Annotated in this window: 12 protein-coding genes; all 12 read left to right on the forward strand. The window is 67.7% G+C overall.

Features of this window, described 5'->3' with window-relative positions:
- Position 1 precedes the first annotated feature (1 nt).
- The 12 genes from carB to OL599_RS20060 all read left to right on the forward strand — a co-directional run bounded on the left by carB (position 2) and on the right by OL599_RS20060 (position 14,287).
- Entirely contained in the window at positions 2 to 3,241 is a 3,240-nt protein-coding gene (gene carB / locus OL599_RS20005; RefSeq protein ID WP_264715688.1) for a carbamoyl-phosphate synthase large subunit, read from the forward strand.
- Between the two features lie 147 nt (positions 3,242 to 3,388).
- On the forward strand, positions 3,389 to 3,862 hold the full coding sequence (gene greA, locus OL599_RS20010; protein WP_264715723.1) for a transcription elongation factor GreA: 474 nt from the start codon (positions 3,389 to 3,391) through the stop codon (positions 3,860 to 3,862).
- A 5-nt stretch (positions 3,863 to 3,867) separates the two neighbouring features.
- A complete protein-coding gene (locus OL599_RS20015) occupies positions 3,868 to 5,064 on the forward strand; it encodes a threonine ammonia-lyase (protein ID WP_264715724.1) in 1,197 nt (398 codons plus the stop codon).
- Positions 5,065 to 5,111: 47 nt separating this feature from the next.
- Positions 5,112 to 5,789, forward strand: a complete 678-nt coding sequence (locus tag OL599_RS20020; RefSeq protein ID WP_264715689.1) for a DUF1028 domain-containing protein — start codon at positions 5,112 to 5,114, stop codon at positions 5,787 to 5,789.
- Positions 5,790 to 5,972: 183 nt separating this feature from the next.
- Positions 5,973 to 7,205: an ABC transporter substrate-binding protein gene (locus OL599_RS20025; RefSeq protein WP_264715690.1), complete on the forward strand. Its 1,233-nt coding sequence runs from the start codon at positions 5,973 to 5,975 to the stop codon at positions 7,203 to 7,205.
- A 77-nt stretch (positions 7,206 to 7,282) separates the two neighbouring features.
- The gene (locus OL599_RS20030; RefSeq protein WP_264715691.1) at positions 7,283 to 8,158 is read left to right on the forward strand and encodes a branched-chain amino acid ABC transporter permease; all 876 of its coding nucleotides are present in this window, start codon (positions 7,283 to 7,285) and stop codon (positions 8,156 to 8,158) included.
- 5 nt (positions 8,159 to 8,163) lie between these two features.
- Positions 8,164 to 9,081, forward strand: a complete 918-nt coding sequence (locus tag OL599_RS20035; RefSeq protein WP_264715692.1) for a branched-chain amino acid ABC transporter permease — start codon at positions 8,164 to 8,166, stop codon at positions 9,079 to 9,081.
- Positions 9,078 to 10,541 carry an ATP-binding cassette domain-containing protein gene (locus tag OL599_RS20040; RefSeq protein ID WP_264715694.1) on the forward strand — a complete coding sequence of 488 codons (1,464 nt, stop codon included), beginning with the start codon at positions 9,078 to 9,080 and terminating at the stop codon, positions 10,539 to 10,541. Before OL599_RS20035 ends, OL599_RS20040 begins: the two co-directional genes overlap by 4 nt.
- 279 nt (positions 10,542 to 10,820) lie before the next feature.
- Positions 10,821 to 11,999 (forward strand): aminotransferase class V-fold PLP-dependent enzyme, encoded by a 1,179-nt coding sequence (locus OL599_RS20045; RefSeq protein ID WP_264715696.1) that lies wholly within the window; start codon positions 10,821 to 10,823, stop codon positions 11,997 to 11,999.
- Between the two features lie 37 nt (positions 12,000 to 12,036).
- A complete protein-coding gene (locus OL599_RS20050; RefSeq protein ID WP_264715698.1) occupies positions 12,037 to 12,894 on the forward strand; it encodes an amino acid ABC transporter substrate-binding protein in 858 nt (285 codons plus the stop codon).
- A 17-nt stretch (positions 12,895 to 12,911) separates the two neighbouring features.
- Entirely contained in the window at positions 12,912 to 13,634 is a 723-nt protein-coding gene (locus OL599_RS20055) for an amino acid ABC transporter permease (RefSeq protein WP_264715699.1), read from the forward strand.
- Positions 13,631 to 14,287 (forward strand): amino acid ABC transporter permease, encoded by a 657-nt coding sequence (locus OL599_RS20060; RefSeq protein ID WP_264715700.1) that lies wholly within the window; start codon positions 13,631 to 13,633, stop codon positions 14,285 to 14,287. Before OL599_RS20055 ends, OL599_RS20060 begins: the two co-directional genes overlap by 4 nt.
- Positions 14,288 to 14,298: the final 11 nt, after the last annotated feature.

A 14,298-nucleotide genomic window follows, 5' to 3' on the forward strand; every position in this document is an offset into this window, starting at 1 on the left:
GATGCCCAAGCGCACCGACATCCACTCCATCATGATCATCGGCGCCGGCCCGATCGTGATCGGCCAGGCCTGCGAGTTCGACTATTCCGGCGCCCAGGCCTGCAAGGCGCTGCGGGCGGAGGGGTACCGGACCATCCTGGTGAACTCCAACCCCGCCACCATCATGACCGATCCCGGTCTGGCCGATGCCACCTATATCGAGCCGATCACGCTGGAGATGGTCGAGCGCATCATCGCCAGGGAGCGGCCGGACGCGCTGCTGCCGACGATGGGCGGGCAGACCGCGCTGAACACGGCGATGCAGCTGGCGGCGGCGGGCGTGCTGGAGAAATACGGCGTGGAGCTGATCGGCGCCAAGGCCGAGGTGATCGACCGCGCCGAGGACCGGCTGAAGTTCCGCGACGCCATGGCCGAGATCGGCATCGAGAGCCCGCGCAGCGCCATCGCCCACAGCATGGCCGAGGCCCGCGCGGCGCTGGCCCTGGTCGGCCTGCCGGCGGTGATCCGGCCCAGCTTCACCCTCGGCGGCACCGGCGGCGGCATCGCCTACAACAAGGAAGAATTCGAGCAGATCGTCGGCAGCGGCCTGGACGCCTCGCCCACCAGCGAGGTGCTGGTGGAAGAAAGCGTGCTGGGCTGGAAGGAATTCGAGATGGAGGTGGTCCGCGACAGCGCGGACAACTGCATCATCATCTGCTCCATCGAGAACGTCGATCCGATGGGTGTGCATACCGGCGATTCCGTGACCGTGGCGCCGGCGTTGACGCTGACCGACAAGGAATACCAGCGCATGCGCGATGCCTCCATCGCCTGCCTGCGCAAGATCGGCGTGGACACCGGCGGATCGAACGTGCAGTTCGCCGTCAATCCCGCCGACGGGCGCATGGTGGTGATCGAGATGAACCCGCGGGTGTCGCGTTCCTCGGCGCTGGCGTCCAAGGCCACCGGCTTCCCGATCGCCAAGATCGCCGCCAAGCTTGCTGTCGGCTACACGCTCGACGAGCTTGCCAACGACATCACCCGCGTCACGCCGGCGAGCTTCGAGCCCGCGATCGACTACGTCGTGGTGAAGATCCCGCGCTTCACCTTCGAGAAGTTCCCGGGCACGCCGGCGATGCTGACCACGAGCATGAAGTCGGTGGGCGAGGCCATGTCGATCGGCCGCAGCTTCGCCGAGGCGTTGCAGAAGGGCCTGCGCAGCATGGAGACGGGGTTCTCCGGCCTCGATACGATCGAGGCGCCAGGCGACGGCGGCCCCGACGCATTCCGCGCGGCACTGTCGCAGCCCAAGCCCGACCGGCTGCTGATGGCCGCCCAGGCGCTGCGTGCCGGATTGTCGGTGGACGAGATCCACGACGCCTGCAAGTTCGACCCATGGTTCCTGCGCGAGCTGGAGCGCATCGTCGCCGCCGAGCGCGAGATCGCCGGTGGCCTGCCGCAGGACGCGACGGCGCTGCGCCGGCTGAAGGCGCTGGGCTTCTCCGACCGGCAGCTGGCGCAACTGTCCGGGGTCGCCGAGACCGACGTTGCGGCCCTGCGGGCGAAGCTGGGCGTGCATCCCGTGTACAAGCGCATCGACACCTGCGCGGCCGAGTTCGCCTCGGCAACGCCTTATATGTATTCCACCTACGAAGGCGGCTTCGGCGAGCCTGCGTGCGAGTCCGACCCGACCGACCGCCGGAAGATCATCATCCTCGGCGGCGGGCCGAACCGGATCGGCCAGGGCATCGAGTTCGACTATTGCTGCGTGCACGCGGCCTACGCGCTGAAGGAAGCCGGCTTCGAGACCATCATGGTCAATTGCAACCCGGAGACGGTGAGCACCGACTACGACACCTCCGACCGGCTGTATTTCGAGCCGCTGACCGCCGAGGACGTGATCGCGCTGGTGCGGCGCGAGCAGTCCAACGGCACCGTGCTGGGCTGCATCGTGCAGTACGGCGGGCAGACGCCGCTGAAGCTGTCGCAGTCCTTGTCGAAGGCCGGCATTCCCGTCCTCGGCACCTCGGCCGACGCCATCGACGCCGCCGAGGATCGCGAGCGGTTCCAGCAATTGCTGCACCGGCTCGGCCTGCGCCAGCCCGAGAACGGCATCGCGCGGTCGGCCGAGGAGGCCGAGGCCATCACCGCGCGGATCGGCTATCCCGTGGTGATCCGCCCCAGCTACGTGCTGGGCGGGCGGGCCATGGAGATCGTCTATGACTCGCGCGGGCTGCATCGCTACATGCGCGAGGCCGTGCAGGTTTCCGGCGACAATCCCGTGCTGATCGACCGTTACCTCAACGACGCGATCGAGGTCGATGTCGATTGCATCGCCGACGGCCACAGCGTCTACGTCGCCGGCGTGATGGAGCATATCGAGGAGGCCGGCATCCACTCCGGCGATTCCGCCTGCGCCCTGCCCCCCTACACGCTGTCGCCCGCGACCGTCACCGAGCTGAAGGCGCAGACCGAGGCGATGGCGAAGGCGTTGGGCGTGGTGGGCCTGATGAACGTGCAATACGCCATCAAGGACAATGACGTTTACGTGCTGGAAGTGAACCCCCGCGCCTCGCGCACCGTGCCGTTCGTTGCCAAGGCGACGGGCGTGCCGGTGGCGAAGATCGGCGCGCGGGTCATGGCCGGCGCGAAGCTGTCCGAGTTCCGGCTCGACGACCAGGCGATCGCGCCGCATGTGGCGGTGAAGGAAGCGGTGTTCCCGTTCGCCCGCTTCCCGGATGTGGACACGATCCTGGGCCCGGAAATGAAATCGACCGGCGAGGTGATGGGCCTCGATTCCAGCTTCGAGCGCGCCTTCGCGAAAAGCCAGCTCGGCGCGGGCGTCAGGCTGCCCGGGTCCGGGCAGGTGTTCCTGTCGGTGCGCGATTCCGACAAGGCCGCGGCGATCGGGGTGGCGCGCCGGTTGCTGGAGATGGGCTTCTCCATCATCGCCACGCGCGGCACCGCCGCCCGCCTGCGCGAGGCCGGGCTGCCGGTGGGCGTGGTGAACAAGGTGCTGGAGGGCCGGCCGCATTGCGTGGACGCCATCCGCTCGGGTGAGGTGCAACTGGTCATCAATACCGCGGCGGGCTCCCAGGCGGTGACGGACAGCTTCGATATCCGCCGCAGCGCGCTGACGCATGGCGTGCCGCACTACACCACCATCGCCGGCGCCCGGGCCGCGGCGCATGCGATCGCCGCGCTGAAGGCGGGCACCCTTGAAGTCGCGCCGCTGCAAGCCTATTTTCGCGGATCGTTCTGACGTTCCGTCGCGGCCAGGTCACAGGCACCTGGCCGCGGCGGTCGTGTTTCAGGGCTATGTCCCGGATTCAGGGCCATGCCCCGGATTCGCGTGACCAGCCGCGCCTGCCCACTCTACAACGTTACCCTTGTTCCCGAGGTTTGCGCCGTGCAGAAGTTCCCGATGACCGCCCCCGGCCTTTTGCGGTTGGAGGAAGAGCTCCGAACCCTCAGGACCATCGAGCGTCCGGCGGTCATTCGCGCCATCGCCGAGGCGCGCAGCCACGGCGACCTGTCGGAGAATGCCGAGTATCACGCGGCGCGTGAGCGGCAATCCTTCATCGAAGGCCGCATCCTGGAACTCGAGGAGATCGTTTCCGCGGCCGAGGTGATCGACCCGTCGAGCCTGTCGGGCGACCATGTGCGATTCGGCGCCCATGTCCAGCTGGTCGACGAGGAGACCGAGAAAGAGGCGACCTATCAGATCGTCGGCGTGCACGAGGCCGACATCAAGCTGGCGCGCCTGTCGATTTCGAGCCCGCTGGCCAAGGCGCTGATCGGCCGGAAAGTGGGCGACACCATTTCGGTGCCCGCGCCGGGTGGCGACCGGACCTACGAAATCCTCTCCGTCAAGTTCGTCTGATGCCGATGCTGTCGCTGGCCGAGATTCGCGCCGCATCGGCGCGGATCGCCGGCCGCGTGTTGCGCACGCCCGCCCTGCGCAGCGACGCGATCTCGCAGGCGACCGGCGCCGATGTCACGCTGAAGCTCGAGAACCTGCAGGCGACCGGCGCGTTCAAGGAGCGCGGCGCCGCCAACCGGCTGGCGCTGCTGACCGAGGCGGAACGCCGCGCGGGCGTGATCGCGATGTCGGCCGGGAACCACGCGCAGGCCGTGGCACGGCATGCGCATCTGCTGGGCATCGACGCGGTGATCGTGATGCCCAGGCACACGCCGCTGACCAAGGTGTCGCGCACCGCCGCCTGGGGCGCGCGCGTGGTGCTGCATGGCGATACGCTGGCGGAGTCGGCCGAGCATGCATGCGTGCTGGCGCAGCAGGAAGGGCTGATCTTCATCCACCCCTATGACGACCGGGGCGTGATGGCCGGCCAGGGCACGCTCGCGCTCGAGCTGCTGGAGGACGCGCCCGACCTCGATACGCTGGTGATCCCGGTGGGCGGCGGCGGCCTGATCGCCGGCTGCGCGGTGGCGGCAACCGGAGTGAAGCCGGGCATCGAGGTGATCGGCGTCGAGGTCGCGGCCTATGCCGCGCTGGCGCAGCGCCTGGCGGGCCAGCCCGTGCATGTCGGCGGCGCCACCATTGCCGAGGGCATCGCGGTGCGCGACATCGGCGAGGCGGCCTTTGGCGTCATCCGCGCGCATGTGGCCGACGTGCTGGTGGTGCCCGAGCGCGCGGTGGAAGAAGCCATCGCCCTGCTGGCAGAGGGCGCGAAGCTGGTCGCCGAGGGCGCGGGTGCCGCCGGCGTCGCGGCACTGCTGGCGTTCCCCGATCGTTTCGCCGGGCGGCGCGTCGGCATTCCCGTCTGCGGCGGCAACATCGACGCGCGCATCCTCGCCAACGTGCTGCTGCGCAACCTGCTGCGCGACGGGCGGCTGTTGCGGCTGGTCATGGAGATCCCCGACCGGCCCGGCGTGCTGGCCGACATTGCCGGCAAGATCGGCGGCGCCGGCGGCAACATCATCGAGGTGTCGCATCAGCGGCTGTTCGCCTCGCCCAGCGTGCAGGCGGCCCAGCTGGAAGTGATGTTCGAAGCGCGGGACGCCGCGCATGGCGCCGACATCGTGCGCGCGCTGGAAGAAACCTATACCGTCCGACGGATCTGACACCGCGATCCGGCGCATCCGGATTCGCCTGACGGGACCCGGATGACATGACCTATTCGCTGCTGGGCCGTTGCGCCCGAACCGGCCAGCTTGGCGCCGTCGTGACCACCTCGGCGATGGGCGTCGGGGCGCGCTGCCCGTTTGCACGCGCCGGCGTCGGCGCGGCGCTGACGCAGCATCGCACCGATCCGCGGCTTGGGCCGCTTCTCATCGCATTGCTGGCGCGCGGCTTCACCGCGCAGCAGGCGCTGGACGGCGCGGTGGCGGCGACACCGCATCGCGACTGGCGGCAACTCGCGGTGATCGATGCGGCTGGCCGCACCGCGAGCTTTACCGGCGCACATGTGCGCGCCGAGCGCGGCGAGGCACACGGGCCGGATTGCGTGGCCATCGCCAATATCGTGCGCAGCGCCGAGCTGCCCGCCGCGATGGCCCGCGCCTTCGCCGCCGACCCGGCGCTGCCGCTGGCGGCGCGCCTCGTGCAGGCGATCCAGGCCGGCGAGGCCGCCGGCGGCGAGTTCGCGGCCGTGCGCTCCGCGGCCCTGCTGGTGGTGGACCGCGAAAGCTTCCCCTATGTGGACCTGCGCGTCGACGACCACGCGACGCCGCTGGCCGAGCTCGCCCGGCTGTGGGCGGCCTATGCGCGCGATGCCGATGACTACGTCATCCGCGCGATCGACCCGGACCAGGCCGCGACCTACGTGCCCCCGCCGCCGAAGCCCTGACCCCCGCGCGGGGGAGCGTTGCAACAAATCGAGATGCATGTGACACTTCGTAAAGAGGTGATCGGACCGCTGTCTCATCGCTGCAGGTGAGTGGCGCAAGACCACCCATTGCACGGCCCGGCATAGCGAGGCGTCGGCCGAAGCGGATCGCAACGAAGTACTGGGAGAGGGACGGCATCAACAATGAAGCACGCGTACCTGTACAGTCTCTTTGGCGCTGCGCTTGGCGCGGCCCTGTGCCTGCCGGCGACGGCACGCGCCGCGGAGCCGATCAAGATCGGCGTCATTGCCGAGGCCGCGGCCCTTGGCGGCAGCGCCATCCCGAACGCCGCCAAGCTCGCCGCCGAAGAGATCAACGCCGCCGGCGGCGTGAACGGCCGCATGATCGAGATCGTCGAATATGACGACCACAGCTCCGCCTCCGACGCCGTGCGCGCCTTCCAGCGCGCCGCCAACCAGGACAAGGTGCACGCGGTCATCGCCAGCTATATCAGCGAGGTGGTGCTGGCGCTGGAACCATGGGCGGGGCGGCTGAAGCTGCCGTTGATCACGCCCGGTGCGGCGAGCGACCTGATCACCAAGCGTGTCCATGACGACTACAACAACCTGAAATACGTCTTCCATGGCTACCTCGCCTCCACCCAGATCTCCGATGCGGTGTGCGAGAGCGGCAAGGACCTGCTGATCGGCCAGATGAAGGCGAAGACCGCGGTGGTGGTCAGCGAGGACGCGGCCTGGACCATCCCGCTCGACGAAGAATACCTGAAATGCCTGCCGAAGATCGGCGTCAAGGTGCTGGACCATATCCGGCTGTCGCCTGATACCACCGACTTCACCCCGATCTTCAACAAGATCGAAGGCATCAAGCCGGACGTCATGGTCACCGGCATCAGCCATGTCGGCGCGCAGCCCACGGTGCAGTGGCAGCAGCAGCAAGTGCCGATCCCCATGTTCGGCGTGTCGAGCCAGGCCACCACCAGCACGTTCTGGAAGGACACCAATGGCGCGGCGGAAGGCGTGGTGTTCAACATGTTCTCCGCGCCCGACGTGGCAGTCACGCCGAAAACGATCCCGTTCGCCCGCGCCTACGAGAAGAAATACGGCGTGACCCCCGCCTATTCCGGCTACACCGCCTATGACGACGTCTACATGTTCGCCGATGCGATCAAGCGCGGCGGCAGCAGCGAGCCGGACAAGCTCGTGGACGCCATGGAGAAGACCGACTGGGTCGGCACCATCGGCCGCATCCAGTTCCTCGGCAAGGACGATCAGTTCACCCACGGCATGAAGATCGGGCCCGGCTTCATCACCGGCCTGATGGTGCAGTGGCAAAGCGGCAAGCAGGTCACGGTGTGGCCGGCCGAGGCCGCCAGCGGGCAGATGAAGTTCCCCTCCTTCATCAAGACCGTGAACTGACCGTTCCGGCGCGGGCAGCCCCCCTGCCCGCGCCGCCTGCCTGAACCGGACGAACGCGGCGGGGTTTCGGGACAGCCATGGTCGGACTGCAAATTCTCATCGACGGGTTTGCGATCAGCAGCCTGTACGCCCTCGGCGCAATCGGTTTCACGCTGATCTTCGGCGTCTCCGGCGTGTTGAACCTGTCGCACGGCTCCATCATGGTGGCGGCCGCCATCACCGCCTGGCTGGCGGCCGGCGATTACGGCGCCGGGTCGCTCGGCGGCGCGCTGGCCGGCGTGGCCGCGAGCGTGGTGCTGTCGTTCGCGACCTACCTCCTGGTGGTGCGGCCGATCCAGTCCTCGCGCGCCATCCCCGGCGAGGAGAAGGAGATCTTCGTTCTCACCGGCACGCTGCTGTGGGGGATCATGCTGCAGGAGGCGATGGCCTATTTCTTCACCAACTCGCCGAAGACGGTGCGGCCGCTGATCGCCGGCGTGGTGAATATCATGGGCGTGCGCACCCCCGCCAACGAGATCGTCACCGCCGTGCTGTCCTGGGTGGCGATCGGGCTGCTGTGGCTGCTGGTCAATCGCACCCGGGCGGGCAAGGCGCTGCTGGCCGCCTCGATCAACCCGCGCGGGCTCACGCTGCTGGGCTTCGAGCTTGCCAACATCCACCTGCTGGTCTGGGCCATCTACGGCGTGCTGGCGGGAATCGCCGGCGTGCTGCTGGGGTCGTTTCTTGGCGTCAGCTCCGACAATGTCGGCACGCTGACCGCCAGCGCCTTCTCCATCGTCGTGCTCGGCGGCCTGGGCAGCGTGTCCGGCTCGCTGCTGGCCGCCTATGTCGTGGGCTATCTGGAGACGATGACGGCGTATCTGGTCTCACCGTCGATCCGCACGGTGCCCGTGCTGCTGCTGCTGGTGCTGGTGATCTATCTGCGGCCGCAGGGCCTGCTGGGACGGCGGTGAAATCGATGCGCACGGCACGCCTGCTTCCTGTTGCCCTGGTCGTCCTGCTGGTAATGGCGCTGCTGCCGTTCGGCGTCGGCGGCTATGTGCTGGGCCTGCTGACGCTGGCCTATTATTATGGCGTGTTCGCCATGGCGTGGGACCTGCTGTTCGGTTTCGCCGGCGAAGTGAATTTCGGCCCGAGCTTCCTGGTGGGCCTCGGCGCCTACGCCGCCGCCCTGCTGAATCATTATTATTCCTGGCCGATCTGGGCCTGCCTGGTGGCCGGGTCCGCCGCCGCGGTGGTGGGCGGCGTGGTTCTGGCGGTGCCGGCGCTGCGCCTGCACGGTCCGTATTTCGGCCTGGTGACGCTGGTGGCCGTGCTGCTGCTGCAGAACGTGATCGTGCTGTTCGCGGGCGTGACCGGCGGCGAGATCGGGCTCGACATCCCCGACGTACTGTCGATCAGCGACCGGGTGAACTACTGGTATGCGCTCGGCTTCATGGTCATCAGCGGCGCCGTGCTGTTCGGGCTCGCGCGCTCGCCGGTGGGCCTGATCCTGCAGGCGAGCGGCCAGGACGCGGTCGAAGCCTCGGCACTCGGCTTCAATGTCGCCAAGCACAAGCTGGCGGCATTCTGCATCAGCGCGTTCTTCTCCGGGCTCGCCGGCGCCATGCTGATCTTCTATCTCGGCACCGCATCGGTGGGGACAGTGGTGGATATCGGCGTCGGGGTGCAGGTGATCATTGCGGCCGTGCTGGGCGGCCGGCGCACCATCCTGGGCGGCGCCATCGGTGCCATCTTCCTGATCGTGGCGGGCGAGATGCTGCGCGACCTCGGCCAGCTCTCCACCTTCGTCGTCTCCGCCATCGCCCTGGTGGTGATCCTGTTCTTCCCCGGCGGCCTTCTCGGCAGCCTGCTGCGCACGGAGGGCCGGCAATGAGCGCGTTGCTGGAAGTCGAAGGGCTCACCAAGCGGTTCGGCGGCCTGGTGGCGGTGAAGGACATCAGCCTGTCGATCAACGCCGGCGAAATCCTGGGCCTGATCGGCCCGAACGGATCGGGCAAGTCCACCGTGATGAAATGCATCATGGGCATCGAGAAGCCCAATGCCGGCGCGGTGAAGCTGGGCGGGATCGACGTCGCCGGCTGGCCCACGCACCGCATCGCGCGACAAGGCGTGGGCATCGTGTTCCAGCACGCGCGGCCGCTGCACCGGCAGACCGTGCTGGAGCACATCATCCTGGCGCTGCTGCCCGACAGCCTGCTGATGCTCGCCGCCGACCGCCATGTGCGTGCGCGCGCCGAAGCGATCGCCGCGCGCGTCGGGCTCGACCGGGTGATGCACCGCCTGCCGCGCACGCTGCCGTTCGCCGACCTGCGCCGGCTGGAACTGGCCAAGGCGATCGCGCGCAACCCCAAGGTGGTGCTGGTGGACGAACCCTTCGCGGGTTTGACCAAGGCCGAGGTGGACGATTTCTCGGCGCTGATCGGCAGTTTTCGTGCCGAGGGGCATGCCGTGCTGCTGGTGGACCACAACGTGAAGGGCGTGGCCGCGCTGGTGGACCGGGTGCTGGCGATGTACCTGGGCGAGCATGTGGCCGAGGGCACCGCCGAGGAGGTGATGCGCAACGAGACGGTGCGGCGCGTGTATCTGGGCGGCAAGATCGAAGCCGCCGCGCGGCCGGAGCGCGAGGGCAAGGGCCGCACGCCGCTGCTGAGCGTGGAAGGCGCGAGCGTTCTGTACGGCAAGGCGCAGGCGCTGGAGGACATTTCCATCCATGTCGGCGAGGGCGAGTTCGTCTCCGTGGTCGGGCTGAACGGGGCCGGCAAGACCACGCTGTTCAATGCCATTTCCGGCCTGGTGGCGGCATCCGGCACGATCCGCTGGCGCGGCGAGACCCTGGGCGGCAAGAGCCCGGCGCAGATCGCCCGCGCGGGGATCGTCCAGTGCCCGGAGAGCCGCGAGCTGTTCGGCGACATGAGCGTGCGCGAGAACCTGGACCTCGGCGGCCAGCACGGCACCCGCGCGGAATCGGCCCAGCAGATCGCCTGGCTGTTCGAGCTGTTCCCGATCCTGCAGGAACGCCAGGGTCAGGCAGCGCGCACATTGTCGGGCGGCGAGCAGCAGATGCTGGCGATCGCGCGGGCGCTGATGATGCGCCCGAAGCTGCTGATCCTCGACGAACCCACGCTGGGGCTGGCGCCGGTGATTCTGGAATTGCTGTCGAAGGCACTGGAGAAATTGCGCCAGACCACCGACATCACCGTGCTGCTGGGCGAACAGAACGTGACCTTCGCCCTGCCCCACGCCGACCGCGTCTACGTGCTGGAGCACGCGCGCATCGTCTGGGAAGGCGACCCGGCACGCTTCGCCGAAGAGGCCGGCACCGGGTATCTTTGAGGCGCGCGGTTGCTGCGGGGCGCCCCGCGCGCGCCGGCTGAACCGGGATTCCCCGCGAAGTCTTGACCCTGCTGTTACTGTCCAGTCACATTCCAATACGTCATTACCGGCCGGTTCAGCAGTCTCCGTCAGATCGATTCCGACGAGTCCGGCTTCGTAGCGGCCCGCTTCCACGCTATCGGCATCATTTATGCTGGTGCACCCCGCGAAAAGAGCGTTGACCGCGAACACGGCCTGTATAGGCTCCTCCGCTCGGCGCACCCCCGGGGGGAAACGGGCATGGAAGAGACGCAGGCTGCAACGCCACTTCTGGGTGCGGCGATCCGCCACGAGTGGGCGCTGGATTGGAACTACCTCACCGTCAATCACGGATCGTTCGGCGCCACGCCGAAAGTGGTGCTGGCCGCGCAGGACGAATGGCGCCGTCAGCTGGAGGCGCAGCCCAGCCGCTTCATGCGCCGCATCCTGCCGGACGCCTTGCGCGACGCCGCGGCCCGGCTGGGGCGCTTCGTCGGCGCCGAAGGTACGGATCTCGCCTTCGTGGAGAACGCGACGGTCGGCTGCAATGCGGTGTTACGCTCCCTGCGCCTGGCGCCGGGAGACGAGATCGTGGTGCTCACGCATGTCTACGGCGCCGTTCGCAACACCGTACGCTATGTTACGGAACGGGCCGGCGCGCGCATGGTGGAAGTCGCGATCCCCTTCCCCCGCCCTGATTCCGACGCGATCGTCGCCAACCTTGCCAGCGCGCTCACGTCATGCACGCGCATCGCGGTGCTGGATCACATCACGTCCTCCAGTGCCCTGGTGCTGCCGATCGCGCGCATGATCGAGGCGTGCCACGCCGCCGGCGTGCCGACACTCGTTGACGGCGCGCACGGGCCCGGCCAGGTGACCCTGGACGTCACGGCCCTGGGCGTCGACTGGTACGTCGGCAATTGCCACAAATGGCTCATGGCGCCGAAAGGCTGCGCCTTCCTGTACGCGCGGCCCGACCGTCGTGAAGACCTGCACCCCGTTACGATTTCCCATGGTTACGGCAAGGGATTCCTGGCCGAGTTCGACTGGACCGGCACCTGGGACCCCAGCGCCTATCTGGCTGTCACGGCGGCGATCGACTTCCACCATCGCCTCGGCGGCGCCGCCCTTCGCGCGCGCAACGCCGCCCTGGCGGCCGAAGGCGCGGCCCTGGTCGCGGGACGGCTGGGCACCGAGACAGGCTCGGGCAACGAACTCGCGGGGGCGATGGGCCTGGTGCGCCTGCCGCTCACCGGTGCCGCCACCGCCGAACGTGCGCTGGCCCTGCGCGGGCACATGCTGGACGCAAACACGGATGTGCCGCTGCACGTGCAGGAAGGCGCGGTGTGGCTGCGCCTGTCCGCGCAGGCCTACAACGAAGTCGGCGACTACGAAAAGCTGGCAGGAATCGTCGCCGACGTACTCGCGACACACGGCTGAACCGAAGAAACGGGGGGAACAAACGATGCGCAGAATAATGGTCCTGGCCGCGGCCGCACTGTTCGCGGCCTTGTCAGGACAGGTGGCAGCCGCCGACGAACTGTACGGCACGCTGAAGAAGATCAAGGACAGCGGCCGCATCGTCATCGGCCGCAGCGAGAACTCGATCCCGTTCAGCTTCACCGATGCCTCCGGCAAGCCCGTCGGCTATTCCATCGACCTTTGCAGCCGCATCGTGGAAGCGGTGAAGGCCGAGCTGAAGATGGACAAGCTGGAGGTGCAGTACGTCACCATCATGGGCACGACGCTGATCCCGCTGCTGGTGAACGGCACGGTCGACATGTCCTGCTCCACCACCACCAACAACCTCACGCGCCAGAAACAGGTCGATTTCCTCTACACCATGTACGTCACCGGGAATCAGCTTCTGGTGCGCAAGGGTTCCGGCATCCGCGAAGTGGAGGACCTGAAGGGCAAGCGCGTCGCGGTGAACCAGGGCACCACCAACGAGAAGATCATCAAGGCGCTCGACAAGCAGCTGAATCTGGGCATCCGTTTCCTGGACACCGAAGACCAGCCGCGCGGCTGGCTTGCGTTCGAAAGCGGCCGCGTCGATTGCTATGTGACGGACGCCATCGTGGAACACGGCCTGATCGCCAAATCGGCCACGCCCGAGAAATACGAGGTGGTCGGCCGGCTGCTGTCATTCGACCCCTACGCCATCGTGGTGCGGCGCGACGATTCCGCTTTCCGCCTGATCGGCAACCGCGTTCTGGCCGACCTGTTCCGGTCCGGCGAGATCGAGCAGATCTACGACAAATGGCTGAAGCCGATCGCGGGCCCGCTGAGCGAACCGCTGCGCACCGTGTTCGCGACGCAGGCAATGCCTTATTGAACTGAAACGGAACCCGGATGCGCTATAGCTGGCACTGGTCGGTCCTGACGATCGAGCCGCATTTCGGCTGGATCGTCTCGGGGGTCCAATGGACTATTCTGGTTTCGCTGGCGTCGTGGAGCATCGCCTTCACGCTGGGTTCCGTCCTCGGCGTCGCGCGCACGGTGCGCAGTCCCGCCGTGCGCGCGTTTGCCGGCGCGTATGTGGAAGTGTTCCGCAACGTGCCGCTGCTGGTGCAGATGTTCCTGTGGTATTTCGTCCTGCCGGAATTATTGCCGGAACGCTGGGGCACCTGGCTGAAGCGCGAGCTGCCTGACGCGGAGTTCTGGACGGCCGTGGTGTGCCTCGGCCTGTATACCGCCTGCAGGGTGTGCGAGACGGTCCGTTCAGGCATCGGCTCCATCTCCCGCGGCCAGGCCTATGCCGGGCTGGCAACCGGGCTGACGCCGTTTCAGGTCTACCGGCACATCCTGCTGCCGGTCGGCTACCGCATCATCCTGCCGGCGCTGACCACGGAATTCCTGAGCATCTTCAAGAATTCCTCGCTCGCGCTGACCATCGGCGTGCTGGAGCTCACCGGGCAGACACGGCGCATCGCCGAATACACGTTCCAGCCCATCGAGATGTTCCTGACGGCCACCGTGCTGTACGGGCTGATGACGCTGACGGTGACCGGGTTGATGCGCATCGTGGAGAGCCGGACGCAGTTGCCGGGCATGATCACGGTGGCCGCGCGGTGACGCATTTCGATCTCGCCTACGTCGTCTCCACCCTGCCGCTGCTGTGGGACGGCATGCAGACGACGGCGCTGCTGACGGTGATCTCGCTGGCGGGTGGCCTGGCGCTGGGCATGATGCTGGCGGTGTTGCGGCTGTCACGCCTCAGGCTGGTTGCCCTGGCCGCCGCCACTTACGTGAACCTGATTCGCGCTTTGCCGCTGCTGCTGCTGATCTTCTGGTTCTACTTCCTGGTGCCGCTTCTGGTCGGGCGGCCGGTTGGCGGCTACACCGCGGCGCTGATCGGCTTCGTGTTGTTCGAAGGCGCCTATTTCTGCGAGATCATACGCTCAGGCATCCAGAGCGTGCGGCGCGGGCAGATCATGGCGGGGCTGGCGAGCGGCCTGACCTATGGGCAGACCATGCGCAGCATCGTGCTGCCCCAGGCGCTGCGCAACATGCTGCCCATGCTGTTGACCGAAAGCATCAACCTCTTCAAAGGCACGGCCCTGGTCTATGTGGTGGGCGTGCGCGATTTCCTGACCGCGGCCAGCGTCACGGGCACGCGCGACAACACGCTCGTGGAAATGTACATCCTGGTCGCACTGGTGTATTTCCTGCTGTGCTTGGCAGCCTCGCTTTCCGTCAGCCGGCTGCAGCGCCGCTACGCCGTCTAGTGCGGCCATGT

The sequence above is a fragment of the Limobrevibacterium gyesilva genome, from assembly GCF_025989185.1.
GTDB lineage: Bacteria > Pseudomonadota > Alphaproteobacteria > Acetobacterales > Acetobacteraceae > Limobrevibacterium > Limobrevibacterium gyesilva.